The following is a 26,448-nucleotide window of genomic DNA, read 5'->3' on the forward strand; positions in this document are numbered from 1 at the left end:
AACCGTACATTGTGTCCACTCGTTAGCTTTAAGGCTTTAAGAATTGGCTTAGTTTATCGCGCACGGACCGGGATGCCGAGAATAGTCCGGCGTGCATCGCCGGATCGTAGTGCTTCAGCGCGTCGATGCGGCGCGCGGCGAGGCGCTCGGCAAGCGTGTCGACGGTGAGCGCGGCAGGGTCGAGCGTGTCGCTGGCGGTTGCCATCATCCACAACGAGCCGTAGAGCGGCACGAAAGTGCTCATCGTACGCACGACGGCGAACGCGGCGCGCAGATCGCCGAGCAGGCCGGCAATGCGTTGGGCGTGGCAATAGGGCGAGCCGAGGTGCAGCGAGAGTGCGGCCGGTGGGCGCATCAGCCGCTTGAGCTCCTCATAGAAAGCGGGCGTGTACAGGCCGGCCGCCGGTGAATCCGGCGGCGTCAGATCGAACACGACCAGGTCGAACTGCGCGGGCGCCGTTGCCGCGACGTAATGCGCGGCGTCGCCGATCAGCAGTTCGACGCGCGGATCGTCGAACGCACCGCCGTGCACGTCGGGTAAATGTTCGCGCGTCAGGCGAACCACTTGCGCGTCCAGCTCCGCCACCACGATCCGTTCGATGCCCGGATGCCTCAGCAGTTGCCGCGCGGCGCCACCATCGCCGCCGCCCAGCACCAGCGCCGCACGCGGCGACGGATGCGCGAGCGCGGTCGGATGCACCATGCACTCGTGGTAGATGAACTCGTCGCCGGTGGATGTCATCGGACGGCCGTCGAGCGTGAAAAGCCGGCCGAGCTGAGGCGTGTCCCACACCTCGATACGCTGATAACGCGAATCGACGCGCGCGACGAGCCGCGCGTGCGGAAATCCGTAGACGGCATCGGGACTCGGTCGGAACAGCAGTGGAGCGCTCACGGATCGCGGGCTCCGTCCGGAGCGCGGTGGGTTCAGTTGTCCAATTGTAAAGGCGCGAAGCGCGTTGCGGCCCCGTTGCTTGAGCGGGACCGCACGCCCGGGCGGCCTCGCGCGCCGGACCCGGGGCAACGTTCTGTTAGAATGTCACGCTTTCAGCCTAGTCCGTTTGCTCTGCCCGTTTCGCGTCTCCTGGCGCCGCACCGTGCGCCGAAGCGAACTGGCCGCCGAGCTCCCGGTCCTCAAGCGCGCACCGCTTTCTGACTCTGTCTCCGGACTCGACATGACGACCTCGTCTCCCGCACCCACTTCCTTGATGGCCAACGCAATCCGCGCGTTGGCCATGGACGCCGTTCAAAAAGCGAATTCCGGCCACCCCGGCATGCCGATGGGCATGGCCGAAATCGGCGTGGCTTTGTGGTCGCGTCATCTGCGCCACAACCCGAAGAACCCGCAATGGGCCGATCGCGACCGTTTCGTTCTGTCGAACGGCCACGGCTCGATGCTGCTGTACTCGCTGCTGCACCTGACCGGCTACGATCTGCCGATGGAAGAGCTGAAGAACTTCCGCCAGATGCACTCGAAGACGCCGGGCCACCCGGAATACGGCATCACGCCGGGCGTCGAAACCACTACCGGCCCGCTCGGCCAGGGTCTGGCGAACGCGGTCGGCATGGCGCTCGCCGAGTCGCTGCTCGCCACCGAATTCAACAAGCCCGACGCGAAGATCGTCGACCACCACACGTACGTGTTCGTCGGCGACGGCTGCCTGATGGAAGGCATCTCGCACGAAGCGTGTTCGCTGGCGGGCGTGCTGAAGCTGAACAAGCTGATCGCGTTCTACGACGACAACGGCATCTCGATCGACGGCGAAGTGGTGCACTGGTTCCACGACGACACGCCGAAGCGTTTCGCAGCGTACGGCTGGAACGTGATTCCGAACGTGGTCGGCCACGACGTCAACGCAGTGGACGCGGCGATCAAACAAGCCAAGCTGTCCGACAAGCCGACGCTGATCTGCTGCAAGACCGTGATTGGCGAAGGTTCGCCGAACAAGGCCGGCAGCCACGATTCGCACGGCTCGGCGCTCGGCGACAAGGAGGTCGCGGCCACCCGCGAAGCGATCGGCTGGAAGTGGGAGCCGTTCGTGATTCCGCAGGAAGTCTACGCAGCGTGGGACGCGAAGGAAGCCGGCGCACGCTTCGAATCCGATTGGGACAAGGCATTCGCGGCCTACGCGTCGAAGTACCCGCAGGAAGCGGCCGAGTTCAAGCGCCGTGACGCGAAGCAGCTGCCGGCGGACTGGAAGGAAAAGGCCAAGGCGATCATCGCCGGCGCGAACGAGCGCGCGGAAACCATCGCGACGCGCAAGGCTTCGCAGCAGGCCATCGAAGGCCTGTCGGTCGTGCTGCCTGAACTGCTCGGCGGTTCCGCCGACCTGACCGGCTCGAACCTGACCAACTGGAAGGCCGCGAAGCCGGTGCGCGTGAACGCGGAAGGCAAGGCAGCCGGCAACTACGTGAACTACGGCGTGCGCGAATTCGGCATGAGCGCCGCGATCAACGGCGTCGCGCTGCATGGCGGCTTCAAGGCGTTCGGCGGCACGTTCCTGACATTCTCGGACTACAGCCGCAACGCGCTGCGCGTCGCGGCGCTGATGAAGGCGCCGTCGATCTTCGTGTTCACGCACGACTCGATCGGTCTGGGTGAAGACGGTCCGACCCACCAGTCGATCGAACACGTCGCGAGCCTGCGTCTGATTCCGCATCTGCAAGTGTGGCGCCCGGCCGATACCGTCGAAACGGCGGTGGCCTGGACCCACGCGGTCGAACATCACGGCCCGTCGTGCCTGATCTTCAGCCGTCAGAACCTGGCGTTCTCGGCGCGCACGGATGCGCAGATCGCCAATATCGAGAAGGGCGGTTACGTGCTGCGCGACTGGAATGACGAGATCGTCGCGCGCAAGATCATCCTGATCGCGACCGGTTCGGAAGTCGAACTGGCGTTGAACGCGGTCGAGCCGCTGGCGCGCGAAGGCATCGCGGCGCGCGTCGTGTCGATGCCGTCGACCACGGTGTTCGACAAGCAGGACGCCGAGTACCGCGAACGCGTGCTGCCGCACGGCGTGCGCCGTGTCGCGATCGAAGCGGGCGTGACGGATTTCTGGCGCAAGTATGTGGGTCTGGAAGGCGGCGTGGTCGGGATCGATACGTTCGGCGAATCGGCCCCGGCTGGCGTGTTGTTCAAGCATTTTGGCTTCACCGTCGAGCGTGTGGTAGAGACGGCTAAAGCGGCTCTCGGCTGATCCAGGGCGCGCTGCCGCTTGCGTGTGAACGCGCGGCAACGCGGCCGGTCAGACGAACCTGGACGTATTTTTTCAGCCATCAGGAGATAAATCATGACGATTCGCGTCGCAATCAACGGCTACGGCCGGATCGGCCGCAACACACTGCGCGCCTTCTACGAAAACGGCAAGAAGCACGATATCGAAATCGTCGCCATCAACGATCTCGGCGATGCCAGGACCAACGCTCACCTGACGCAATACGACACCGCGCACGGCAAGTTCCCGGGCGAAGTGAAGGTGGACGGTGACTACCTGGTCGTCAACGGCGACAAGATCCGCGTGCTGGCTAACCGCAACCCGGCTGAGCTGCCGTGGGGCGAGTTGAACGTCGATGTCGTGATGGAATGCACGGGCTTTTTCACGACCAAGGAAAAGGCTAGCGCGCACATCAAGGGCGGCGCAAAGAAGGTCATCATCTCGGCGCCGGGCGGCAAGGACGTCGACGCAACGGTCGTCTACGGCGTGAACCACAACGTGCTGAAGGCATCGGACACGGTGATCTCGAACGCATCGTGCACGACCAACTGTCTGGCACCGCTCGTCAAGCCGCTGAACGACAAGATCGGCCTGGTGAACGGCCTGATGACGACGATTCACGCGTACACCAACGACCAGGTGCTGACCGACGTGTACCACGAAGACCTGCGCCGCGCGCGCTCGGCGACGCACAGCCAGATCCCGACCAAGACCGGCGCTGCTTCGGCGGTCGGTCTGGTGCTGCCGGAACTGAACGGCAAGCTGGACGGCTACGCAATTCGCGTCCCGACGATCAACGTGTCGGTCGTCGACCTGTCGTTCATCGCCGCGCGCGACACGACGGTCGAAGAAGTCAACGCGATCATGAAGGAAGCATCGGAAGGCGCGCTGAAGGGCATCCTCGGCTATAACGACGCACCGCTGGTGTCGATCGACTTCAACCACAACCCGGCTTCGTCGACGTTCGACGCGACGCTGACCAAGGTGTCGGGCCGTCTGGTGAAGGTGTCGAGCTGGTACGACAACGAGTGGGGCTTCTCGAACCGCATGCTGGACACGGCTGTGGCGCTCGCCAACGCGAAGTAAGTTATTGCGCTTGGTGTTATGCCCTGCAAAGACGGCCTCGGGTCGGCGGCAGGGCGAAAAATAGCCGCTCTTCGGAGCGGCTTTTTTACATCTGCGGAGTCGGGAAATGCACGCCGGCGCGCTGCGCCGCGTTCGAGATGTGGGTTTCGATAGCCTTGCCCGCGGCCGCGGAATCGCGTGCGCTGAGTGCATCCAGAATCGCGCGATGCTCGGTGTACGTGGACAGCACCAGTTCGCGCCGGTAGAACGGCATCCGCTGGCTTTCCTTCATGATCTCCGCGCTGCTCCGCAGAATCGATTCGATCGCCGCGTTGCCGGCAATGCTGACGATCCGCATGTGGAACTCGTAGTCGAGGCGCGCGGCTTCGTCGAGTTCGTCGCAGGCGAGCGCGGTCCGCATCGCCGTGATGTTCTCTTCGAGCCACGCGAGGTCGGCGTCGCTCACGGCAAGCGCCGCCATCCGCGCGACAAAGCCTTCCAGCGCGAAGCGCATCTGATAGGTGTCCGGCAGCGACGACTGCTCGGCGAAACGCCACGATTGCGCGGCCGTGGCCTGCGCACTTTCCACATACACACCCTTGCCGGGCCGTATCACCAGCAGACCGAGCGCTTCGAGCGTGGAGAGCGCCTCGCGCAACGACGCACGGCTGATCGACAGTTCTTCGGAGAGTTGACGCTGAGCCGGCAGCAGACTGCCCACCGGATAGTCGCCCGCTTCAATCCGATCGCGGATGGTCGCGATGGCGGCATCGGTGACGGTATGCGGAACGTTTTTCATCGTGGCTCACTGGGTGGCGCGGTCTGACCAGCATTGTAATACGCGATCTGAGCGCGTGTGCCGTCACGCGGCCGGCGTCTGCAACCGGACCCGAAAAGGCTGGAAAAACAACGGGTAAACACTGTTCGATGAATCCTTGACGCCAGTATATCGGTTTCCTACTATTGGCCATAACAGTACTGGTCGGACCAGTCTGAACAGATGTTGATCGTAACCAGGAGGAAGCCGTGTTGAAATTTTTCAATTCACTGTTTGGCCGGGTCGTCATTGCGCTAGTGGTGGGCATCGTGATCGGCGCGGTTTATCCGCATTTCGCCCAATCGCTGCGCCCGCTTGGCGACGGCTTTCTCAAGCTGATCAAGATGGTGATCGGCCCGATCGTGTTTTGCGTCGTGGTCAGCGGCATGGCGCACGCCGGCGATCTGCGCAAGGTAGGGCGCGTCGGCTTGAAGGCGGTGGTCTACTTCGAGGTCATGACGACGATCGCGCTGGTGATCGGCGCGGTGCTGGCCTATGTGACGCGGCCCGGCGTCGGCATGAACATCAATCTGCATTCGCTCGATTCGGCTTCGCTCGCCACCTACACCGAGCACGCGAAGAGCCTCAAGGACACTGCCGGCTTTCTGCTGAAGATAATCCCCGACACGGCAATCAACGCGTTCGCGACCGGCGACATCCTGCAGATTCTGGTGTTCTCGGTGTTGTTTGGCTCGGCGCTGTCGCTGCTCGGGAAGAAGGCGCAGCGCGTGAGCAGCCTGATCGACGAGCTGTCGCAGGTGTTTTTTCGCGTGATGGGTTTCATCATCAAGCTCGCGCCGCTCGGCGTGCTCGGCGCCATTGCGTTCACCACCGGCACGTACGGCGTCGAGTCGCTCAAGCAACTCGGCATGCTGGTGCTGGTGTTCTACGCGAGCTGCTTCGTGTTCGTCGCGCTCGTGCTCGGCATCGTCATGCGGCTGGCGGGCTTCAGCATCTTCAAGCTGATTCGCTACCTGCGCGAGGAACTGTCGATCGTGCTCGGCACGGCTTCGTCAGACGCCGTGCTGCCGCAAATCATGCGCAAGCTCGAATGGCTGGGCGTGAAGGATTCGACCGTCGGCCTGGTGATCCCGACCGGCTACTCGTTCAATCTCGACGGCTTTTCCATCTATCTCACGCTGGCGGTGATCTTCATCGCGCAGGCCACCAACACGCCGCTGTCGATGCACGACCTGATCGTGGTGGTGCTGGTGTCGCTGGTGACGTCGAAGGGCGCGCACGGCATTCCCGGCTCGGCCATCGTGATCCTGGCCGCGACCTTGTCCGCGATTCCGGCGATTCCGGTGCTCGGCCTCGTGCTGATCCTGCCGGTCGACTGGTTCGTCGGCATTGCCCGCGCGTTGACCAACCTGATCGGCAACTGCGTCGCGACGGTGGTGGTCGCCGTATGGGAAAACGATATCGACCGGGCGCGCGCTCATCGCGTGCTGAACCGCGACGCGGCCTTGCGCTATGTGCCGGCCGGCGAAGACACGGGCGCCGAGTCCGTCGGCGGCGAACACGCGCCGGCCGTCTGACGCGAGCCAGCCGAGATAGCCGATATAACCGATAGATCCATATTCCGATTCCTGACTCCGCGCCCACACGGCGCGCTCACACGCAGCGGCGGATGCCGTGACTCCGCCGCCTGTCCTTCATCTTTTAGCAGCCTGACCGAGACTATGGCCAATCCAATCCTCGACCCCAACGCTCCCGCCTTCACCCGCCGCTACATGAACCTCGCCGACCCGCGCCTGGGCGCGAAGGCGCTGTTCGCCAGCGACGAATTCTTCGCGCCGAAAGAACGCATGCTCGAACCGCAAGCGGCGGTGTTCATCCCCGGCAAATACGACGACCACGGCAAGTGGATGGACGGCTGGGAAACTCGCCGCAAACGCACCACCGGCCACGACCACTGCGTGATCCGCCTCGCGCGGCCGGGCGTCGTGCACGGCGTCGATCTGGATACGAGCCACTTCACCGGCAACTTCCCGCCGGCCGCGTCGATCGACGCCTGTTACGCGGACGGCGACGTGCCGCCCGATCACGCCGACTGGCAAACGCTGGTGCCGGCGACCACGCTGCAGGGCAACCAGCACCATTACGTCGAAGTAAACGACACGCGCGCGTTCACTCATCTGCGTGTGAATCTGTATCCGGACGGCGGTCTCGCGCGCCTGCGCGTGTATGGCCAACCGAAGCGCGACTGGGAGCGGGTCGAGCGCGGCACGCTGCTGGACCTCGCCGCGATTGAAAACGGCGCGTACCTGGTCGCGGCGAACAACCAGCATTTCGGGCCGGCCTCGCAAATGCTGATGCCGGGCCGCGGCGTCGACATGGGCGACGGCTGGGAAACCCGGCGCCGTCGCGAGCCGGGCAACGATTGGGCGATCGTCGCGCTGGCGCGGCCGGGCGTGATCCGCAAGATCGAAGTGGACACCGCGCACTTCAAGGGCAATTTCCCCGACCGCTGTTCGGTGCAGGCGGCGTCGGTGACGGGCGGCACGGATGATTCGCTGGTCACGCAGGCGATGTTCTGGCCGGTACTGCTGGGCGAGCAGAAACTGCAGATGGACTATGTCCACACGTTCGCGGACGGCCTCGCGGCGCTCGGGCCGGTCACCCATGTGCGTTTCAATATCTTTCCGGATGGCGGCGTGTCGCGCCTGCGCCTGTGGGGCGAAATCGCGTAACGGAGTGGCTTCGATGAAGACATTGCAGATGGAACGTTTGACGCGGGCGGCCTTCGCGCCGTTCGGCGACGTCATCGAACTGGACGGCGCGCGTCATTTCGCGATCAACGGCGGCACGACCGAACGCTATCACGACCTCGCCAGCATCGACGTGACGGAGCAGGGCGGCCGTCCGTTGATCAACCTGTTTCGCGCGCAGCCGCGCGCGCTACCGGTCGACATCGCGATGATGGAGCGGCATCCGCTTGGCAGCCAGGCTTTCATTCCCTTACGGCAGGGCCGCTACCTGGTGGTGGTCGCGCCGCCGGGCGAATTCGATCCGGCGCGGATGCGGGCCTTCTGGACCGACGCCTGGCAAGGCGTGAACTACGCGAAAGGGGTCTGGCATCACCCGCTGCTGGCGCTCGATCATGTCAGCGATTTCGTGGTGGTCGATCGTGGCGGCGAGCAACCCAATTGCGACGAATTGCCGTTGACCGAGCCGTGGCGGCTCGTGTTCGAAGTGAGCGCCGAACTGGTGGAATAGCGACGCACACAACCCACGTGGCGCACAAGGCGGCGCCGCCGTAAACGTGAAAAGACCCGGCCGATTCGCATCGGCCGGGTTTTTTTTTGATCGCCGGACCGCGCACCCCGACGCGGCCGGCCCCGCATCAATGCTTGCGATGCGGGCAATTCTCCTTGGTGCACGCACCGTACAGCGCTAGCGCGTGTTCCTGCAGCTTGAAGCCGCGTTCCTTCGCAATAGACTGCTGACGGCGCTCGATTTCGGAGTCGAAAAACTCCTCGACGAGCCCGCAATCGAGACACACGAGGTGGTCGTGATGCGACCCCTCGTTCAATTCGAACACCGCCTTGCCCGATTCGAAATTGCTGCGCGAGAGCAGGCCGGCCTGCTCGAACTGCGTGAGCACGCGATACACGGTTGCCAGGCCGATATCGAGTTCTTCGTGCAGTAGGTTGCGATACACGTCTTCAGCCGTCAGATGACGCACCGGGCTGTGCTGAAAAATCTCAAGGATTTTGAGGCGCGGAAGGGTCGCCTTGAGCCCGATATTCTTGAGATCGGTTGGATTGGTCATGACAAGGGATCCCTAGAGTACAATGCTGGGCTCTCATAGTAATGTGTTTTTGCCGTTCTGGTCATCTTCGATGGAATGAAACTCGCGCGGCTCGTCAGCGGGCCCGCACGGTGAGTGAAATGATTTCAAAATCTCAATTGATCTACCGGGGGAGCCGCATGCGGGGTACCTTGATCGCTGCTGCGACTGTCGCGGTTCTTGCCGGATGTTCCACTTACGACAGCCTGACACAGCGGGTTGCCCAAAGCATCACGCCGTACCGGATTACAGTGGTGCAAGGTAATTTCGTGTCGTCAGAAGCGGCTGCACAGATGCAGGTCGGCATGACCCGCGCGCAGGTGCGCCAGGTGCTCGGCACGCCGCTCCTGACCGACATGTTCCACGCGGACCGCTGGGACTACGTGTTCTATTTCAAGCGCGGCTCGACTTCCATCGTGCAGCAGCGCGACTTCGTGGTGTTCTTCTCGGGTGACCTCGTCACCAGCTGGCAAGGTGGCGAAGATCTGCCGTCCAACCTCGAGTTGCTGGCGGAGATCGACGGCGACAGGCGCGGCGGCAAAAAGGCGAGCGCGCCGAACGCGGCCAGCGCTTCCGCCGCGAGTGCCGCAAGCGCGCCGGCGGCCACGGCGCAAGCGCCGGCCACGGCGCAAGCGCCGGCCACACCGGACACCACGCGCTCGCCGTCCGTCGAAGGCGCAGCCGCGGTGGGCGATCTGCCCAGCGACGCCAACGCGGAAGCCGCGCAAGCCGCCAATCGTGCGACCAATGCGGTGCAATCGCCGTCGAACGGGCCGTCGTCGGTGCGTTCCAGGGCGCCGACCGCGAATGGCGGCGGCGTCCCGTCGCAAGGTCCGACGTCCGGCGGTCAGCCGCAGTTCCAGTTCCATCGTCCGCCGCCGCCGGCTCCGGCCACGCAGAGCAATCCGGTGGGACCGACGGGGTCGCAAAGCGGCAGCAGCGGCCAGACGCTCAACGCACCGCAGACATCTTCTCCGTCGACTTCGGGAACGAGCAACTAGTCCGGTTGTCCTTGTCTTAAGGCGGGCGCGCCGCCCGCCGGCTTCTCCGCTTTTCCAATGAGGTGCGGCGCCCGGGTGTGCTGCCCGCCGCCGCCGCTTTCACCCGCATTTGCCGGGTTGTGTCTTTTCGAACCCTCGTAGCCATGAAAATTGCCATTGCTGGCGCATCGGGCCGTATGGGCCGCATGCTCATCGAAACCGTTCTTAACGATTCCGACGCCACGTTGTCCGGCGCGCTCGACCGCGCGGGCTCCGCGCAACTCGGTCAGGACGCCGGTGCGTTTCTCGGCAAACAGACGGGCGTCCTGCTCACCGACGACATCGAGCGCGTGTTCGCCGAATCCGACTATCTGATCGACTTCACGCGCCCCGAGGGCACGCTGATGCATCTGGAAGCGGCGCAGCGCCACAACGTCAAAATGGTGATCGGCACGACCGGCTTCGACAGCGAGCAGAAAGCGCAACTGCGCGCCGCGGCGGACCAGATCGCCATCATGTTCGCTTCGAACATGAGTGTCGGCGTGAACGTCACACTGAAGCTGCTGGAATACGCGGCCAGGCACTTCGCGACCGGCTACGACATCGAGATCATCGAGGCGCATCACCGTCACAAGGTCGACGCGCCTTCGGGCACCGCGCTGACCATGGGCGAAGTGATCGCCAGCGCGCTCGGCCGCAATCTCGACGATTGCGCGGTCTACAGCCGCGAAGGCGTGACCGGCGAGCGCGATCCGTCGACGATCGGCTTCTCGGCGATTCGCGGCGGCGACATTGTCGGCGACCATACGGTGTTGTTCGCGGGCATTGGCGAGCGCATCGAAATCACGCACAAATCGGCGAGCCGTCTGTCGTATGCGCAAGGCGCGCTGCGTGCTGTGCGTTTCCTCGAAGGCCACCAAACCGGCTTCTTCGACATGCAGGACGTGCTCGGCCTGCGTTGAGACGGGTCTTGCGTATAGCATTGGGGCAAGCGCCAGCGCGGCCCCGGTGCGGGCTCCCCTGAAATCACTTTTCCCCGGCGAGGTCAGATGGCAGGCAGCAGCGGCATCATCCATTACCTGCAAACCAGCGATGCGATCACACATGGCGTTGCCTATGTGCTGCTGGCCATGTCGATTGCGAGCTGGTGCTTTCTGATCGTCAAGAGCTGGATTCTCACCCGCGCCAAACGTCAGGCCACGCGGGCGATCGCGCAGTTCTGGCAGGCGCCGACGCTGTCCGAGGGCGTCGCGGGATTGCGGCGCGCGGACCGCGAGCGCGTCTTCACGCCGCTCGCCGAAGCGGCGCTGCGCGCGGCCGAAGTGGACATTCCGGGCGCGCTGCTCGCGCGCGTCGAGCGCAGCGAGCGGGTGCTGCGGGCGTTGCGCCAGGCGCTCAACGCGTCGCAGCGGCGGCTCGAATTCGGCCAGGTGCTGCTGGCCTCGGTGGGCAGCACGGCGCCGTTCGTCGGCTTGCTCGGCACCGTGTGGGGCATTTATCACGCGCTCAGCAGTATTGCCGCGAGCGGTCAGGCGCAGATCGAGAATGTCGCCGGCCCGGTCGGCGAAGCGCTGATCATGACCGCCTTCGGTCTGGTGGTCGCGATCCCGGCGGTGCTCGCGTACAACGTGCTCGGGCGTCTCGTGCGGCAGTTGTGCGAGGAACTCGACGGTTTCGCGCATGATCTGCATGCGTACCTATGCGCGCCGTCGGAGCAGGCTCAGGCTCAGGCTCAGGCTCAGGCACCGATGCGCGCGCAGCAGGCTTCGACCCACTAGGCGCGCTGTTCCGACGGAAAGCTCAGACGGAAGGCTCAGGCAGAAGGAGGCGACATGGCATTCGGCGGACTCGAGAAAAAGCAGACGGCCGCGCCAATGGCCGAGATCAACATGACGCCGCTGATCGACGTGATGCTGGTGCTGCTGGTGATTTTCATCATTACCGCGCCTTTGTTCACGCACGCGATCCGGCTCGATCTGCCGAAAGTCGCGGCAGCGCCCGCGCGCCAGACCCCGCAAACCATTGCTCTTTCGATCGACGCCGCCGGCAAGCTTTACTGGAACGGCAACGTCATCACACTCGCGCAGATGCGCGCGCAGTTCGCGCAAGCGGGCAAACAGGCGGAGCAGCCGGAGATTCATCTGCACGCGGAGCGCTCCACGCGCTACGAGGTGATTGCGCAGGTGATGGGCGCGGCGCAGCAGGCCGGGCTCGAGCGGATCGGTTTCGTGACGGACCCGCCGCCGCCGGACGCGGCACATTAGTCACGCCCACCTCAAGCCACACCCCGCGCCACGCCCACGCACCGTACCACGCGGCGTACCCGTCGGCGAACGGTATAATCAGCCCTTTCCCCGCGGAAGGGGAAACGACGCCATTTCATCCAGCAGAGCACCAAAGCGGCCGGTGCGAAAGCACCGAACCCAGCGATCTCATCACACCATGCACGAAAAATACGTTCCCTCCGACGTCGAAGCCGCCGCGCAAGGGCAATGGCGCGCCATCGACGCGTACAAGACGACGGAAACCACCGACAAGCCCAAGTTCTATTGCGTCTCGATGCTGCCGTACCCGTCGGGCAAGCTGCACATGGGGCACGTGCGCAACTACACGATCAACGACGTGATGTACCGCTATCTGCGGATGAACGGCTACAACGTGCTGATGCCGATGGGCTGGGACGCGTTCGGCATGCCGGCGGAAAACGCCGCGATGGCCAACAACGTGCCGCCCGCGAAGTGGACCTACGACAACATCGCTTACATGAAGAAGCAGATGCAGTCGATGGGCCTCGCGATCGACTGGACGCGCGAAGTCGCGACCTGCAGCCCCGACTACTACAAGTGGAACCAGTGGCTGTTCCTGAAGATGCTCGAAAAGGGCATCGCGTACAAGAAGACCGGCACCGTCAACTGGGACCCGGTCGATCAGACCGTGCTCGCCAACGAGCAGGTGATCGACGGCCGCGGCTGGCGCTCGGGCGCGCTCGTCGAGAAGCGCGAAATCCCGATGTACTACATGCGCATCACGCAGTACGCGGACGAACTGCTGAACGACCTCGACGGCCTCGGCTGGCCCGAGCGCGTCAAGATCATGCAGCAGAACTGGATCGGCAAGAGCTTCGGCGTGAACTTCGGCTTCCCGTATGAAATCGACGGCGAACAGAAGCTGCTGCGCGTGTTCACCACGCGCGCCGACACGATCATGGGCGTGACCTTCTGCGCGATCGCCGCCGAGCATCCGCTCGCCACGCGTCTCGCGCAAGGCAAACCGGAGCTGCAGGCCTTTATCGACGAATGCAAGCGCGGCGGCGTCGCTGAGGCCGATATCGCGACGATGGAAAAGAAGGGCATGGCCACCGGCTTCTACGTCACGCATCCGCTGACGCAGAAACAGGTCGAAGTGTGGATCGGCAACTACGTGCTGATGAGCTACGGCGAAGGCGCGGTGATGGGCGTGCCGGCGCACGACGAGCGCGACTTCGCGTTCGTGAAGAAATACGATCTGCCGATCAGGCAGGTGGTCGCTGTTGAAGGCAAGGAATTCTCGACTGAAGCTTGGGCAGAATGGTACGGCGAGAAGGCCGGCACGCTGGTCAACAGCGGCAAGTACGACGGTCTCGCCTACGACGAGGCGGTCGACCAGATCGCCGCGGACCTGAAGGAACTGAGCCTCGGCGACAAGCAGATCACGTGGCGTCTGCGTGACTGGGGCGTGTCGCGCCAGCGCTACTGGGGCACGCCGATTCCGATCATCCACTGCCCGGCGTGCGGCGACGTGCCGGTGCCGGAAAAAGATCTGCCGGTGGTGCTGCCGGAAGACCTCGTGCCGGACGGCACGGGCAACCCGCTCGCGAAGTCCGAAGCGTTCGTGAACTGTACCTGCCCGACCTGCGGCGGCGCGGCCAAACGCGAAACCGACACGATGGACACCTTCGTCGATTCGTCCTGGTACTTCTACCGCTACGCGGCACCGGACGCCAGGACCATGGTCGACGAGCGCACCGACTACTGGGCGCCGATGGACCAGTACATCGGCGGGATCGAACACGCGATTCTTCACCTGCTGTACTCGCGCTTCTGGGCGAAGGTGATGCGCGACCTCGGCCTGATCAAGTTCGGCGAGCCGGCCAGGAACCTGCTCACGCAGGGCATGGTGCTCAACGAAACCTACTACCGCGAAAACGAAGCGGGCAAGAAGACCTGGTACAACCCGGCCGACGTCACCGTGTCGTTCGACGACAAGGGCCGCCCGGTCGGCGCGCTCCTGAATGCGGACGGCCAGCCGGTGGTGCTCGGCGGCGTGGAGAAGATGTCGAAGTCGAAGAACAACGGCGTCGATCCGCAGTTGCTGATCGATCAGCATGGCGCGGACACCGCGCGTCTGTTCGTGATGTTCGCCGCGCCGCCCGAGCAGCAGCTCGAGTGGTCCGGTTCGGGCGTGGAAGGTGCGAGCCGCTTCCTGCGCCGCGTGTGGAATTTTGGTCAGGCGAACGAAGCAGCGTTGCGCGCGGGCGGCCCGCTCGACGCCGCGCAATTCGGCGAAGCCGACAAGCTGCTGCGCCGCGAGATCTACAGCGTGCTGAAGCAGGCCGACTTCGACTACCAGCGTCTGCAGTACAACACGGTGGTGTCGGCCGCGATGAAGATGCTCAACGCGCTCGACAGCGCGAAGGGCGCCCAGCCGGCCGTGCTGCGCGAATCCTACGGCGTGATGCTGCGCGTGCTGTACCCGGTGGTGCCGCACCTGACGTTCCAGCTGTGGCAGGAACTCGGTTACGCCGACGTATTCGGCTCGTTGCTCGACGCCGCATGGCCGAAGGTCGACGAGAAGGCGCTCGAACAGGCCGAGATCGAACTCGTGCTGCAGGTGAACGGCAAGGTGCGCGGTGCGATCACGGTGGCGAAAGAGGCGTCGCGCGAAGCGATCGAACAGCTCGCCGCCGCGCACGAGATGGTCGCGAAGTTCAGCGAAGGCAAGGCGCCGAAGAAGATCGTCGTGGTGCCGGGCCGTCTCGTGAACGTGGTCGTTTGACGAGCCACGCCAACATGTCGGCAGACAGGACGCCGCCGCGCGCGGCGGTGTTTGTCTGCGCTGCGCAATCTACTGCGAACCGGGAGCCAATGTGACTCGCAGATCGTTTTTGACGCTGGCTTGCAGCGTGATGATGTTGTCGGCCTGCGGCTTCCAGTTGCGCGGCCAGCAGGACTACGCATTCAAGCGCCTCTATGTTGCCGGCGGTTCGCCGGCAGCGGCCGCACGGCTGACGCGCATGGTGCAAGGCGGCAGCGACACGGTCGTGGTCAGTTCGCCTGCGAATGCCGACGCGTTGTTGCAAATTGCACAGAATCGCAGCCAGAGCACGCTGACGCTGAACACGCTCGGGGTAGTCCAGGAGTATCAGCTGAATCTGTCAATGATTTACACGCTCACCGGCAAGGACGGTACCGTGTTGATTCCGCAGAGCGTGATCGCGCTGAACCGCGCGATGACCTATAGCGACCAGTTCTCGCAAGCAAAGGCCGCGGAGGCCGATATTCTCTTTGCCGACATGGAGAGCGACGCGATCGACCAGCTGATTCGCCGCCTGGGGGTCGTGCGCTCGCTGAATCCGGGGCCGGGCGAAGGCGTGCCGGCCATCGCGCCGCGCGCGCCGTTGCCGCCGCCGCCGCTGTGAGCGTCACGCCGTGTTCGACTTGCCGCACCTGTTCAACCTTGCGGATCGGTAGCCATGCAGCTGCGAATTGACGCGCTCGAAGCGCATCTCGCGAAGGGACTCGCCGGACTGTACGTCGTGTACGGCGACGAGCACCTGCTCGCGCAGGAAGCGTGCGACCGGATTCGCGCGACGGCGCGCGCGGCCGGCTTCACCGACCGTTCGGTGTTCACGGTCGAGCGCGGTTTCGACTGGAGCTCGCTGCTGGGCGCGAGCCAGTCGATGTCGCTGTTCGGCGACCGTCAACTGGTCGAGCTGCGCATTCCGTCGGGCAAGCCCGGCAAGGAAGGCGCGGATGCGCTGAAGGCGCTCGCCGCCGCCGTCAACGACGACGTGCTGACCATGGTCACGTTGCCGCGGCTCGATGCGGCCACGCAAAAGTCCGCTTGGTTCACGGCGCTCGCCGATGCGGGCGTCGCGTTGAAGATCGATCCGGTCGAGCGCGCGCAGTTGCCGAACTGGGTCGGTCAGCGGCTCGCGGCGCAGGGCCAGCGAGTCGTCGCCGGCGAAGAAGGGCGGCGCGCGCTGGCGTTCATCGCCGAACGGGTGGAAGGCAATCTGCTTGCCGCGCATCAGGAAATCCAGAAGCTCGGGCTGTTGTATCCGGCCGGTTCGTTGAGCTTCGAACAGATTCAGGACGCCGTGCTCAACGTCGCGCGTTATGACGTCTTCAAGTTGAACGAGGCCATGCTGGCGGGTGACGTCGGCCGTTTGGCGCGCATGCTCGACGGGCTGCGCGGCGAGGGCGAGGCCGCGGTGCTGGTGTTGTGGGCGGTCGTCGAAGAAGTGCGCACGTTGTTGCGGATCAAGCGCGGCGTCGCGGCCGGCAAGCCGCTCGCGATGCTGGTGCGCGACAACCGCGTGTGGGGTCCGCGGGAACGGCTGATCGGGCCGGCGCTGTCGCGCGTGACCGAAGGCGCGCTGGAAAAAGCGCTCGCTTTGGCGGCGCGGCTGGATCGGCAGGTGAAGGGTTTGTCCGGCGGCACGCCGGGCAATCATCGCAACGACCCGCCGCCCGATCCGTGGGACGGCCTGTTCGAACTGGCGATGACGGTGGCCGCGCCGAAAACGGCGTCAGTGCCGCCGCCGCGACCTCGGGCCGGAGCCAGTGCGCCGGCGCGAAGGCCAGGCTGATGCGCAACGCGAAGCAGCGTTGGTTAGCTTCGCGGGCGGCTCGGCAAGTGCGGAGCCGTCAGCCCGTGGTGTCTCGATGAGTGCTCGCGCCAGCCACCGCGTTTGGCCCGCAGTTGCCACCACGTTTGACACCGCATTGGACATCCCAGTCGCCATCGCATTGGCCACTGCAGTGGCCACATCAGGCAGACGCGGCTTCGACCCAGCCAGGCAACGCACGCCGCCGCCGCCGCGAGCAAAGCATCCGCACCCGACTTACAATCGTTGCTTCTTTCGCTAATCCTGCCAGTCCGCCGCACGTCGACGTGCGCGGAACCACGAGAATGACCATGGATATCGAGCAGTACATGACCGACCTCGGCCGTCGCGCCCGCCAAGCTTCGCGCGCGATGGCGCGGGCCTCGACGGCGGCGAAGAACGCCGCGCTCGCCGCCGTCGCGCAGGCCATCGAGCGCGATGCCGCGCTGCTCAAGGAAGCCAACGCCCGCGACGTCGCGCGCGCTCGCGACAAAGGGCACGACGCCGCGTTCATCGACCGTCTGACGCTGTCGGACAAAGCGCTGAAGACGATGGTCGAAGGCTTGCGGCAGGTCGCGGCACTGGCCGACCCGATCGGCGAGATCAGCAATCTGAAGTACCGGCCGAGCGGCATTCAGGTCGGCCAGATGCGTGTGCCGCTCGGGGTGATCGGCATCATCTACGAATCGCGTCCGAACGTGACGATCGACGCCGCAGCGCTGTGTCTGAAGTCCGGCAACGCGACGATTCTGCGCGGCGGTTCGGAAGCGCTCGAATGCAACACCGCGCTGGCGAAGCTGATCGGCGAAGGTCTGGAAGCCGCCGGTTTGCCGCAGGACGCGGTGCAGGTGGTCGCCACTTCGGATCGGGCGGCGGTCGGCAAGCTGATCACGATGACCGAATACGTCGACGTAATCGTGCCGCGCGGCGGCAAGAGCCTGATCGAGCGGCTGATGAACGAAGCGCGCGTGCCGATGATCAAGCACCTCGACGGCATCTGCCACGTGTATGTCGACGACCGTGCGGATCTGGCCAAAGCGCTGACCGTCTGCGACAACGCGAAGACGCACCGCTACGGCACCTGCAACACGATGGAAACGCTGCTGGTCGCGCGCGGCATTGCTGCTGAAGTGCTGCCGCCGCTCGGCAAGCTCTATCGCGGCAAGGACGTCGAGCTGCGCGTGGACGCGGCAGCGCGTGCAGTGCTGACGGATGCGGGCGTGGGTCCGCTCGTCGATGCCACCGAGGAAGACTGGCGCACCGAATACCTCGCGCCGGTGCTCGCGATCAAGGTGGTCGACGATCTCGACGCGGCGATCGACCACATCAACACCTACGGCTCGCAACACACTGACGCGATCGTCACGGAAGACCACGATCGTGCGATGCGCTTCTTGCGCGAAGTGGATTCGGCCAGCGTGATGGTCAACGCGTCGACGCGTTTCGCCGACGGCTTCGAATTCGGCCTGGGCGCGGAGATCGGCATCTCGAACGACAAGTTGCACGCGCGCGGTCCGGTCGGTCTCGAAGGGTTGACGTCGCTCAAATACGTCGTGCTGGGTCACGGCGAAGGCCGTCAATAAAGCCGCGATAATTCGCGGGAGCGGGCAGGCGAGCGCGCCTGCCTATGCCACCACGCTGCATGAGGACCGCTGATGCTTTGGGTAAAGACGTTTCACATCGTATTGATTGCCTCCTGGTTCGCCGGCCTGTTCTATTTGCCGCGCATCTTCGTCAATCTGGCGATGGAAACGGAACCCGCTGCGACCGCGCGACTCCTGATCATGGCCCGCAAGCTGTTCCGCTTCATGACCTTCATCGCGGTGCCGGCCCTCGCATGTGGACTGTGGCTGTGGCTGGTGATCGGCATCGGCAGCGGACAGGGCTGGATTCACGCGAAGGTCGGTGTGGTGGTGCTGTTGATCGTCTATCACGCGTATTGCGGCGTGCTGCTGCGGACTTTCGAGCGCGGCGAGAATCGTCGCTCGGACAAGTGGTATCGGATGTTCAATGAACTGCCGGTATTGGGGATGCTCGCGGCGGTCGCGCTGGCCGTGATCAAGCCGTTCTGATTGCGATGCCTGGCCGCAAGGCCTGAGCTTCATTTTCCCCATGCGTCACCCGCGCGAGTCCACCCGGCGCCGGTGAATCACCTCCTTGGTCTGCGCGAGCTTTTCCAGCAGCTCCGGTCCACGGCTGAGCGCCACACCCACCGCCAGAATATCGCCGATCGCCAGATGCGAGACGCGCGAGGTCATCGGCGAAAAGATATCCGTGTCCTCATCGACGTTCGCGAACAGGCCCACCGTCGCGAGCCGCGCGAGCGGCGAATTGCCGTGCGTGATCGCGATCACTTTCGCGCCCGCGTTGAGCGCGGCTTTCGCGGCGTCGATGATGTCACGCGTGCGGCCGGTGTTCGAGATCGCGACCACGACGTCGCCTTCGCCCAGCAGCGCCGCCGACATCAGAAACGTATGCGGGTCCGAATACGCGACGCTCGGCATGCCGAGCCGAAAGAACTTGTGCTGCACGTCGAGCGCGGCGATCCCCGAGCCGCCCGCGCCGTAGAACTCGATGCGCCGCGCCCGCGCGAGCATGTCGATCGCCGCCGCCACGCTGTCCGTCGACAGGTTGTTGCGCACCTGAATCAGCGCGCCGATGGTCCGGTCGAGCACCTTCGCGGCGACGCCCGGCGTCGGCTCGTCGGGCCGCACGTCGCGGTAGACGGCGGGCACCTCGGCGGCAATCCCCTGCGCGAGCCGGATCTTGAACTCGCGAAACCCCGAAAAACCGAGCGCATGACAGAACCGCGCGATGGTCGGCTGGCTGACGCCCGCGCGGGCGGCGACTTCGGTCATCGACAGGTCGAGCACCTCGCGCGGGGACTCGATCACGTAATCGGCCAGCTTGCGCTCGGACGGGCGCAGCTGGTCGCGCATCTCTTCCACCTGGGACAGCATCATCGGAAATCTCGCACTATGCTGAAGAATGCGTGGACTATATCTGATTGCAGAAAAAGGTACAAAAACTACATATTCGGTTCTAGGTGTATTCCCCAGGTTTTTGTCATTCACCGCTAGTGGGCGGCCAGTAAGGCGATGCGGAGTGCCGTGAGATGCGGCGGTGCAACAGGAATTGGCGTTGCGATCGTGTAGTTTTTCTACTAAGATGACGTCGTCAGTTGAACCGACGCCCCCCGCGATACCTACCTGGCATTGTGCCCGTGCACCTCCAGCCAGCGACGAAGGAGCTCCGATGGTTTCCCCGCATTCGCAATTGTTGAAGGTCACGAAGCGCGTGATCGAGCGCAGCAAGCCGACGCGTGACGCGTATCTGGCCCGCATCCATCACGCGCAAGGCAAATTCCCGGCGCGCGGCGCGCTCTCGTGCGCCAATCTGGCCCACGGTTTCGCCGGTCTCGAGGGCAACGACAAGCTCGTCATCAAGCAGATTCGCGAGCCGAACATCGGCATCGTGTCCGCGTACAACGAAATGCTGTCGGCCCACGCGCCGTACAAAAACTACCCGGACATCATCAAGCAGGCCGCGCGTGAAAACGGCGGCGTCGCGCAATTCGCGGGCGGCGTGCCGGCCATGTGCGACGGCATCACGCAGGGCAATGCGGGCATGGAGCTGTCGCTGTTCTCGCGCGAAGTGATCGCGATGAGCACGGCGGTCGCACTCACGCACAACATGTTCGACGCCGCGCTGTGCCTCGGCATCTGCGACAAGATCGTGCCGGGTCTCTTGATCGGCGCGCTGCAGTTCGGCCATCTGCCGATTATCTTCGTGCCGGCCGGCCCGATGGCGAGCGGCCTGTCCAACGACGACAAAGCCAAGACACGGCAACAGTTCGCGACCGGCCAGTGCGGCCGCGACGCGCTGCTCGAAGCCGAAGCCGCCGCGTATCACAGCCACGGCACCTGCACGTTCTACGGCACCGCGAACAGCAATCAGATGCTGATGGAAGTGATGGGCCTGCATCTGCCGGGTTCGGCCTTCGTGCATCCGCATACGCCGCTGCGCGACGCGCTCACCGCGCAGGCCGCGCGCCGCGTGCTCGATCTGACGGTGGAGCGCGGCCACTACATGCCGATCGGCCACGTGGTCGACGAGCGGGCGGTGGTCAACGGCATCGTTGCGTTGCTGGCGACGGGCGGCTCGACCAACCACACGCTGCATCTGGTTGCGATCGCTCGCGCGGCGGGCATCGTGATCGACTGGGACGACTTCGATACGCTGTCGCAAGTGGTGCCGCTGCTCGCGAAGATCTATCCGAATGGCAAGGCCGACGTCAATCACTTCCACGCGGCCGGCGGCGTCGCATTCCTCGTGCGCAATCTGCTGGAAGGCGGCTTGCTGCATGAAGACGTGAACACCGTCGCGGGCAAGGGATTGAAGCATTACACCGAAGAGCCGAAGCTGCTCGACGGCAAGCTGCAATGGGTACCAGGCGCGCAAGCCAGCGAAGACACGGCGGTGCTGCGCGGCATCAAGGAGCCGTTCCAGCCGGACGGCGGTTTGCGTCTGATGCAGGGCAAGCTCGGCCGCGGCGTGATCAAGATTTCGGCGGTGGCGGCGCAGCATCGCAAGGTGAAGGCACCGGCGATCGTGTTCGATTCGCAGGAAGCCGTGCAGGAGGCTTTCGACAACGGCGAGCTGAAGCGCGATTTCATCGCCGTGGTGCGCTTCCAGGGCGCGCGGGCAAACGGCATGCCTGAGCTGCATCGTTTGACGCCGCTGCTGGGTGTGTTGCAGGATCAAGGCTTCCATGTCGCGCTGGTGACCGACGGCCGCATGTCGGGTGCGTCGGGCAAGGTGCCGGCGGTGATTCACCTGTCGCCGGAAGCGTTGCTGCAAGGCCCGATCGGCAAGGTGCGCAGCGGCGACATGCTGGTGATCGACGCCGAAGCGGGTGTGCTCGACATCGAGATCGACGCGGCCGAATGGGCGGCACGGCCAGGTGCCGAGCCGAAGCATCAGGCGGAAAACGAAGTCGGCTTCGGCCGCGAACTGTTCGGCGTATTCCGCGCGGCGGCGGCGCCCGCGGAGCAGGGCGCGTCGGTGTTCGGCAGGATGGTGGGCGAACACGCCGAGCCGCATGCGGGTCAGCACGCAAGCTCGCACGCGGCGCACCATGGCGAAGCGGCCAAAGCGCATACCGACAAACACAAACACACAAGCACCACTCAAGCCAGCTAAGTGCTGCGGAAACAAGGAGTCTGACTATGACGTCGAAAACAGTAAGCGAGATCGTGCGCCTCGGCCCGGTGATTCCGGTGCTCGCGTTCGACTCGGTCGAACAGGGCGAACACGTGTCGCGCGCGCTGCATGCAGGCGGCGTGAAGGTGCTGGAGATCACCTTGCGTACCGCTGCCGGCCTCGAAGCGATCGAGCGCGCGAGCCAGTTGGCCGACGACATCGTGGTCGGCGTCGGCACGATCACGAAGCCCGAGCACTGCGCTCAGGCGAAGAAAGCCGGCGCGCAGTTCGGCGTCTCGCCGGGTCTGACGAAGGACATGCACAAGGCCGCGCAGGATGCGGGCTTGCCGCTGCTGCCGGGCGTGATGACGCCGACCGACATCATCAGCGCGCTGGAACTCGGCTACGAGATCGTGAAGTTTTTCCCGGCGCAGCAAGCCGGCGGCGTGCCGATGCTGCAGGCCTTCCAGGGTCCGTTCCCGACGCTGAAGTTCTGCCCGACCGGCGGCATCACGGCCGAGACGGCGACGCATTTCCTGTCGCTGCCGAACGTGGTTTGCGTGGGCGGTTCGTGGCTCACGCCGAAGGCCGCACTGGCCGCCCATAACTGGGACGAAGTCACGCGTCTTGCGCGAGCTGCCAGCCAGCTGGCCGCGCCGGCCCACTAAGCGCCGCGCGCACGTCGCGCCGCACTATCAAGGCCGATGCAAAGGAGCCTCGTCGATACAGCCGTTCAGGCTGTCGCGCCGAGGCTCTTTTGTGATTAGCGCAATGGATTCTCGCGCGCTTTCAGAAAACAAACAGTAAAATTCAGCGTCCGCGCGGTCAGCCGGGTTTTCCGGCGTCGCGCAGGTCGCCGTGAGACGAAGTGCCGGCCGTGCTCCGCACTCATAATCAATAACGCACAGGAGGAGCTTCATGGAAGCTGTCCACGGCAGCATGCTGCTGGTTTACGCGGTGATCGCCATCGCCATGCTGATCTTGCTGATCACGCGCTACAAGGTTTATCCGTTCCTCGTTCTGATCATCGTGTCGCTGCTGCTGGGTCTGGCAGTCGGCATGCCGATGGCGACCATCGTCAAATCGTTCGAGACCGGTAACGGCAACACGCTCGGACACATTGCCATCGTGGTCGGTCTCGGCACGATGCTCGGCAAGATGATGGCCGAGTCGGGCGGCGCCGAGCGCATCGCCACCACACTGATCAATCTGTTTGGCGAGAAACACATCCACTGGGCCATGATGGTCGTCGCGATCATCGTCGGTTTGCCGGTGTTCTTCGAGGTCGGTTTCGTGCTGCTGATTCCGATCGCGTTCAACGTCGCGCGGCGCACCAATAAATCGCTGCTGCTGGTGGGCTTGCCGATGGTCGCGGGTCTGTCCGTCGTGCACGGCCTGTTGCCGCCGCACCCGGCCGCGATGCTCGCGGTGCAGGCGTATCACGCGGACATCGGCAGGACGATCGCCTATGGGCTGATCGTCGGCGTGCCGACCGCGATGGTCGCCGGCCCGCTGTTTGCGCTGATGATCAGCCGCTATGTCCAGCTGCCGAAGGAAAACCCGCTGGCCGCGCAATTTCTCGGCGACGGCGACGCCCCGGCAAAAGCCGGCGCGGCAGTGAAGCGCGAATTGCCAGGCTTTGGCGTCACGCTGTTCACGGTGCTGCTGCCGGTGATCCTGATGCTGGTCGGCAGCTGGGCCGATCTGATCTCCACGCCGAAGACCTTGCCGAACGATCTGCTGCGCTTCTTCGGCAACACCGACGTCGCGCTGTTGACGGCCGTGCTCGTCAGCTTCTGGACTTTCGGTGCGAGCCGTGGCTTCACGCGCGATCAGATCCAGAAGTTCTGCGGCGAATGTCTCGCGCCGATCGCGGGCATTACGCTGATCGTGGGCGCGGGCGGCGGTTTCGGCCGCGTGCTGTTGGATAGCGGCATTTCGAAGGAAATCGTCAATGCGGCGACCTCGGTGCATATGTCGCCGCTGCTGTTCGGCTGGCTCGTCGCGGCGCTGATCCGTCTCGCGACCGGTTCGGCCACGGTGGCGATGACCACCGCCGTCGGTATCGTCGCACCGATCGCGGCGGCCAGCGCGGTGCAGGTCAAGCCGGAACTGCTGGTGCTGGCCACCGGCTCGGGCTCGCTGATCTTCTCGCACGTGAACGACGGCGGCTTCTGGCTGATCAAGGAGTACTTCGGCATGACGGTGGGGCAGACCTTCAAGACATGGTCGCTCCTCGAGACCATCATCTCGCTGATGGGTTTGGCCTTGACCTTCGCGCTCGCGGCGGTCCTGTAAGGAGCTTTCGATGATACTGATCGCAATGGGCGTGTCGGGCGCCGGCAAGTCGAGAATCGGTGAAATGCTGGCAGAGCGCCTGCACTGCGCGTTCACCGACGGCGACGCGTTTCACAGCGCCGCCAACAAGGAGAAGATGCACCACGGCATTCCGCTCACCGACGAAGACCGTTGGCCGTGGCTGAAAACCATCCGCGCCGCGATCGAAGAGAAGCGGAAGGCGGGCGAGACGGCGGTGTTCACATGTTCGTCGCTCAAGCGCTCGTATCGCGACATCCTGCGCGCGGGCGACAAGGACGTGTGCTTCGTCTATCTGAAGGGTTCGCGCGCAGTGCTCGAGCAGCGTCTGACCACTCGCACCGGCCATTTCTTCGATCCGTCGCTGCTGCAAAGTCAGCTCGATACGCTCGAAGAGCCGGGCGCGGATGAGGCGATCACGGTGAGCATCGAGCTGTCGCCGGAAGCGATCGTCGACGAGGTGCTCAAGCAGGTCGAAGCACGTTGAGCTTCTAACTCGCGCGTCGGGATGAAAAAAAGCCGCTCCTCGGAGCGGCTTTTTTACGCCTGCCTCGCGCAGCGAGGCGAGGCGTGCGTGCATGAAGCATGAAGCGGCGAATCAACCGATCCGCTTCGCCAGTTCGACAGCCTTGCCGATGTACGAAGCCGGCGTCATCGCAAGCAAGCGGTCTTTCGCGTCCTGCGGAATCGCGAGGCCGGTGACAAAAGTTTGCAGCGCTTCGCGCGTGATGCCCTTGCCGCGCGTCAGTTCCTTCAGCTGCTCGTACGGGTTCTCGATGCCGTAACGGCGCATCACCGTTTGCACCGGCTCGGCCAGCACTTCCCAGCAGTTGTCGAGGTCTTCGTTCAGACGTTGCGCGTTCACTTCGAGCTTGTCGAGGCCGCGGATCAGCGAGTCGTACGCGAGCAGCGAGTAACCGAACGCGACACCCATGTTGCGCAGCACCGTCGAGTCGGTCAGGTCGCGCTGCCAGCGCGACACCGGCAGCTTGTCGGCCAGATGGCGCAGCGTGGCGTTCGCGAGACCCAGGTTGCCTTCCGAGTTTTCGAAGTCGATCGGGTTGACCTTGTGCGGCATCGTCGACGAACCGATTTCGCCGGCCTTGGTGCGCTGCTTGAAGTAGCCGACCGAGATGTAGCCCCACACGTCGCGGTCCAGATCCAGCAGGATCGTGTTGGCGCGCGACACGGCGTCGAACAGTTCGGCCATGTAGTCGTGCGGTTCGATCTGGATCGTGTACGGATTGAACGTCAGCTTCAGGCGCTGTTCGACCACTCCGCGCGAGAACGCTTCCCAGTCGAACTCCGGATACGCGGACAGGTGCGCATTGAAGTTGCCGACCGCGCCGTTCATCTTGCCGAGCAGTTCGACCTTCGCGATGCGGTCGATCGCGCGCTCGAGGCGTGCGGCAACGTTGGCGATTTCCTTGCCGAGCGTGGTCGGGCTGGCCGGCTGGCCGTGCGTGCGCGACAGCATCGGCTGCTCGGCGTGCGCGTGAGCCAGCGCGACGAGACGTTGCTGCACCGAGCGCAGCGCCGGCAGGATCACGTGTTCGCGTGCGCCGGCCAGCATCAGGCCGTGCGACGTGTTGTTGATGTCTTCCGACGTGCACGCGAAGTGGATGAACTCGCTCGCGCGTTCCAGTTCTTGCTGGCCCTTCACCGATTCCTTCAGCCAGTACTCGACCGCTTTCACGTCGTGATTCGTCACGCGTTCGATGTCCTTGATGCGCGCGGCGTCGTGCGCGGTGAAGCGCTCGGCCAGTTGCAGCAGGAATTGTTCGGACGCTTCGGAAAAGCGCGGCACTTCGGCGAAGCCTGCGCGCGACAGCGCGATCAGCCAATGGATTTCAACCGTCACGCGATTGCGCATGAAAGCGGCTTCCGACAGCCAGTCGCGCAGGGCTTCGGTTTTCGACGCATAGCGGCCATCGAGCGGGGAGAGCGCGTTCAGCGCGAACAGGGTGTCGGGGCGGGTGTCGGACATGATGGGGACGTGGGCGCTCAGGGAGCGGATCGGGAACGGAGGGAACCGCGGATTTTACCACTGTGCGGGTGCCGGTCCGATCCTGGTCGTGATTTCGTCGCGATCTTTGCGGTGAAGCTCGTGCGCGTGTGCTGCGTTTCCAGTCCACGATCTGCGGATGCCGACAGCTCACGCCGTGCCCGCGCCGCTAGAATGCTGACTTCTT

The 26,448-nt window shown here is 64.4% G+C and carries 23 protein-coding genes; 18 read left to right on the forward strand and 5 right to left on the reverse strand.

Going from position 1 to position 26,448, the window contains the following annotated elements:
• Window positions 1-28: 28 nt before the first annotated feature.
• Complete coding sequence (speE, locus tag HV744_RS08320) at window positions 29-895, reverse strand: polyamine aminopropyltransferase (RefSeq protein WP_175149056.1); 867 nt, start codon at window positions 893-895, stop codon at window positions 29-31.
• Window positions 896-1,175: 280 nt separating this feature from the next.
• Here speE and tkt point away from each other — a divergent pair, with 280 nt between their 5' ends.
• A complete protein-coding gene (gene tkt / locus HV744_RS08325) occupies window positions 1,176-3,197 on the forward strand; it encodes a transketolase (RefSeq protein ID WP_175149057.1) in 2,022 nt (673 codons plus the stop codon).
• A 93-nt stretch (window positions 3,198-3,290) separates the two neighbouring features.
• Complete coding sequence (gene gap / locus HV744_RS08330; protein WP_175149058.1) at window positions 3,291-4,301, forward strand: type I glyceraldehyde-3-phosphate dehydrogenase; 1,011 nt, start codon at window positions 3,291-3,293, stop codon at window positions 4,299-4,301.
• 85 nt (window positions 4,302-4,386) lie between these two features.
• Here the strand turns inward: gap and HV744_RS08335 are convergent, their stop codons facing one another.
• The gene (locus HV744_RS08335) at window positions 4,387-5,079 is read right to left on the reverse strand and encodes a FadR/GntR family transcriptional regulator (RefSeq protein WP_175149059.1); all 693 of its coding nucleotides are present in this window, start codon (window positions 5,077-5,079) and stop codon (window positions 4,387-4,389) included.
• A gap of 227 nt (window positions 5,080-5,306) precedes the next feature.
• On the opposite strand from HV744_RS08335, the gene HV744_RS08340 reads away from it, so the two are divergent.
• From HV744_RS08340 to HV744_RS08350, 3 genes are all read left to right on the forward strand, one after another.
• On the forward strand, window positions 5,307-6,635 hold the full coding sequence (locus tag HV744_RS08340) for a C4-dicarboxylate transporter DctA (RefSeq protein WP_175149060.1): 1,329 nt from the start codon (window positions 5,307-5,309) through the stop codon (window positions 6,633-6,635).
• A gap of 144 nt (window positions 6,636-6,779) precedes the next feature.
• Window positions 6,780-7,790 carry an allantoicase gene (gene alc, locus HV744_RS08345; protein ID WP_175149061.1) on the forward strand — a complete coding sequence of 337 codons (1,011 nt, stop codon included), beginning with the start codon at window positions 6,780-6,782 and terminating at the stop codon, window positions 7,788-7,790.
• A gap of 13 nt (window positions 7,791-7,803) precedes the next feature.
• On the forward strand, window positions 7,804-8,316 hold the full coding sequence (locus tag HV744_RS08350) for an ureidoglycolate lyase (protein WP_175149062.1): 513 nt from the start codon (window positions 7,804-7,806) through the stop codon (window positions 8,314-8,316).
• A 127-nt stretch (window positions 8,317-8,443) separates the two neighbouring features.
• On the opposite strand, the gene fur is transcribed toward HV744_RS08350, so the two are convergent.
• On the reverse strand, window positions 8,444-8,872 hold the full coding sequence (gene fur / locus HV744_RS08355; RefSeq protein WP_175149063.1) for a ferric iron uptake transcriptional regulator: 429 nt from the start codon (window positions 8,870-8,872) through the stop codon (window positions 8,444-8,446).
• Between the two features lie 158 nt (window positions 8,873-9,030).
• On the opposite strand from fur, the gene HV744_RS08360 reads away from it, so the two are divergent.
• From HV744_RS08360 to HV744_RS08400, 9 genes are all read left to right on the forward strand, one after another.
• Complete coding sequence (locus tag HV744_RS08360) at window positions 9,031-9,891, forward strand: outer membrane protein assembly factor BamE (RefSeq protein ID WP_175149064.1); 861 nt, start codon at window positions 9,031-9,033, stop codon at window positions 9,889-9,891.
• Window positions 9,892-10,034: 143 nt separating this feature from the next.
• Complete coding sequence (gene dapB / locus HV744_RS08365; RefSeq protein ID WP_175149065.1) at window positions 10,035-10,832, forward strand: 4-hydroxy-tetrahydrodipicolinate reductase; 798 nt, start codon at window positions 10,035-10,037, stop codon at window positions 10,830-10,832.
• A gap of 87 nt (window positions 10,833-10,919) precedes the next feature.
• On the forward strand, window positions 10,920-11,648 hold the full coding sequence (locus tag HV744_RS08370) for a MotA/TolQ/ExbB proton channel family protein (RefSeq protein WP_175149066.1): 729 nt from the start codon (window positions 10,920-10,922) through the stop codon (window positions 11,646-11,648).
• A gap of 54 nt (window positions 11,649-11,702) precedes the next feature.
• Window positions 11,703-12,134 (forward strand): ExbD/TolR family protein, encoded by a 432-nt coding sequence (locus HV744_RS08375; protein WP_175149067.1) that lies wholly within the window; start codon window positions 11,703-11,705, stop codon window positions 12,132-12,134.
• A gap of 178 nt (window positions 12,135-12,312) precedes the next feature.
• Window positions 12,313-14,904 (forward strand): leucine--tRNA ligase, encoded by a 2,592-nt coding sequence (gene leuS / locus HV744_RS08380; RefSeq protein ID WP_175149068.1) that lies wholly within the window; start codon window positions 12,313-12,315, stop codon window positions 14,902-14,904.
• Between the two features lie 91 nt (window positions 14,905-14,995).
• Window positions 14,996-15,547, forward strand: coding sequence for an LPS-assembly lipoprotein LptE (locus HV744_RS08385; protein ID WP_246278981.1), 552 nt, complete (start codon window positions 14,996-14,998; stop codon window positions 15,545-15,547).
• A gap of 54 nt (window positions 15,548-15,601) precedes the next feature.
• Complete coding sequence (gene holA / locus HV744_RS08390) at window positions 15,602-16,720, forward strand: DNA polymerase III subunit delta (RefSeq protein WP_175149069.1); 1,119 nt, start codon at window positions 15,602-15,604, stop codon at window positions 16,718-16,720.
• Between the two features lie 329 nt (window positions 16,721-17,049).
• Complete coding sequence (locus HV744_RS08395; RefSeq protein ID WP_175149070.1) at window positions 17,050-18,321, forward strand: glutamate-5-semialdehyde dehydrogenase; 1,272 nt, start codon at window positions 17,050-17,052, stop codon at window positions 18,319-18,321.
• A 72-nt stretch (window positions 18,322-18,393) separates the two neighbouring features.
• Entirely contained in the window at window positions 18,394-18,810 is a 417-nt protein-coding gene (locus tag HV744_RS08400) for a CopD family protein (protein ID WP_175149071.1), read from the forward strand.
• Window positions 18,811-18,855: 45 nt separating this feature from the next.
• Here HV744_RS08400 and HV744_RS08405 read toward each other — a convergent pair whose 3' ends face one another.
• Window positions 18,856-19,701, reverse strand: a complete 846-nt coding sequence (locus HV744_RS08405) for a MurR/RpiR family transcriptional regulator (protein WP_175149072.1) — start codon at window positions 19,699-19,701, stop codon at window positions 18,856-18,858.
• Window positions 19,702-19,993: 292 nt separating this feature from the next.
• On the opposite strand from HV744_RS08405, the gene edd reads away from it, so the two are divergent.
• The 4 genes from edd (at window position 19,994) to HV744_RS08425 (ending at window position 24,743) form a co-directional block, all read left to right on the forward strand.
• The gene (gene edd / locus HV744_RS08410) at window positions 19,994-21,940 is read left to right on the forward strand and encodes a phosphogluconate dehydratase (RefSeq protein ID WP_175149073.1); all 1,947 of its coding nucleotides are present in this window, start codon (window positions 19,994-19,996) and stop codon (window positions 21,938-21,940) included.
• A gap of 26 nt (window positions 21,941-21,966) precedes the next feature.
• A complete protein-coding gene (eda, locus tag HV744_RS08415) occupies window positions 21,967-22,608 on the forward strand; it encodes a bifunctional 4-hydroxy-2-oxoglutarate aldolase/2-dehydro-3-deoxy-phosphogluconate aldolase (RefSeq protein WP_175149074.1) in 642 nt (213 codons plus the stop codon).
• A 250-nt stretch (window positions 22,609-22,858) separates the two neighbouring features.
• Entirely contained in the window at window positions 22,859-24,238 is a 1,380-nt protein-coding gene (locus HV744_RS08420) for a GntP family permease (RefSeq protein WP_175149075.1), read from the forward strand.
• Window positions 24,239-24,248: 10 nt separating this feature from the next.
• Complete coding sequence (locus tag HV744_RS08425) at window positions 24,249-24,743, forward strand: gluconokinase (protein ID WP_175149076.1); 495 nt, start codon at window positions 24,249-24,251, stop codon at window positions 24,741-24,743.
• Window positions 24,744-24,854: 111 nt separating this feature from the next.
• On the opposite strand, the gene purB is transcribed toward HV744_RS08425, so the two are convergent.
• Window positions 24,855-26,243 carry an adenylosuccinate lyase gene (gene purB / locus HV744_RS08430; RefSeq protein ID WP_175149077.1) on the reverse strand — a complete coding sequence of 463 codons (1,389 nt, stop codon included), beginning with the start codon at window positions 26,241-26,243 and terminating at the stop codon, window positions 24,855-24,857.
• Window positions 26,244-26,448 lie beyond the last annotated feature (205 nt).

It is taken from the genome of Paraburkholderia ultramafica (genome assembly GCF_902859915.1).
In the GTDB taxonomy this organism is placed as follows: Bacteria; Pseudomonadota; Gammaproteobacteria; order Burkholderiales; family Burkholderiaceae; genus Paraburkholderia; species Paraburkholderia ultramafica.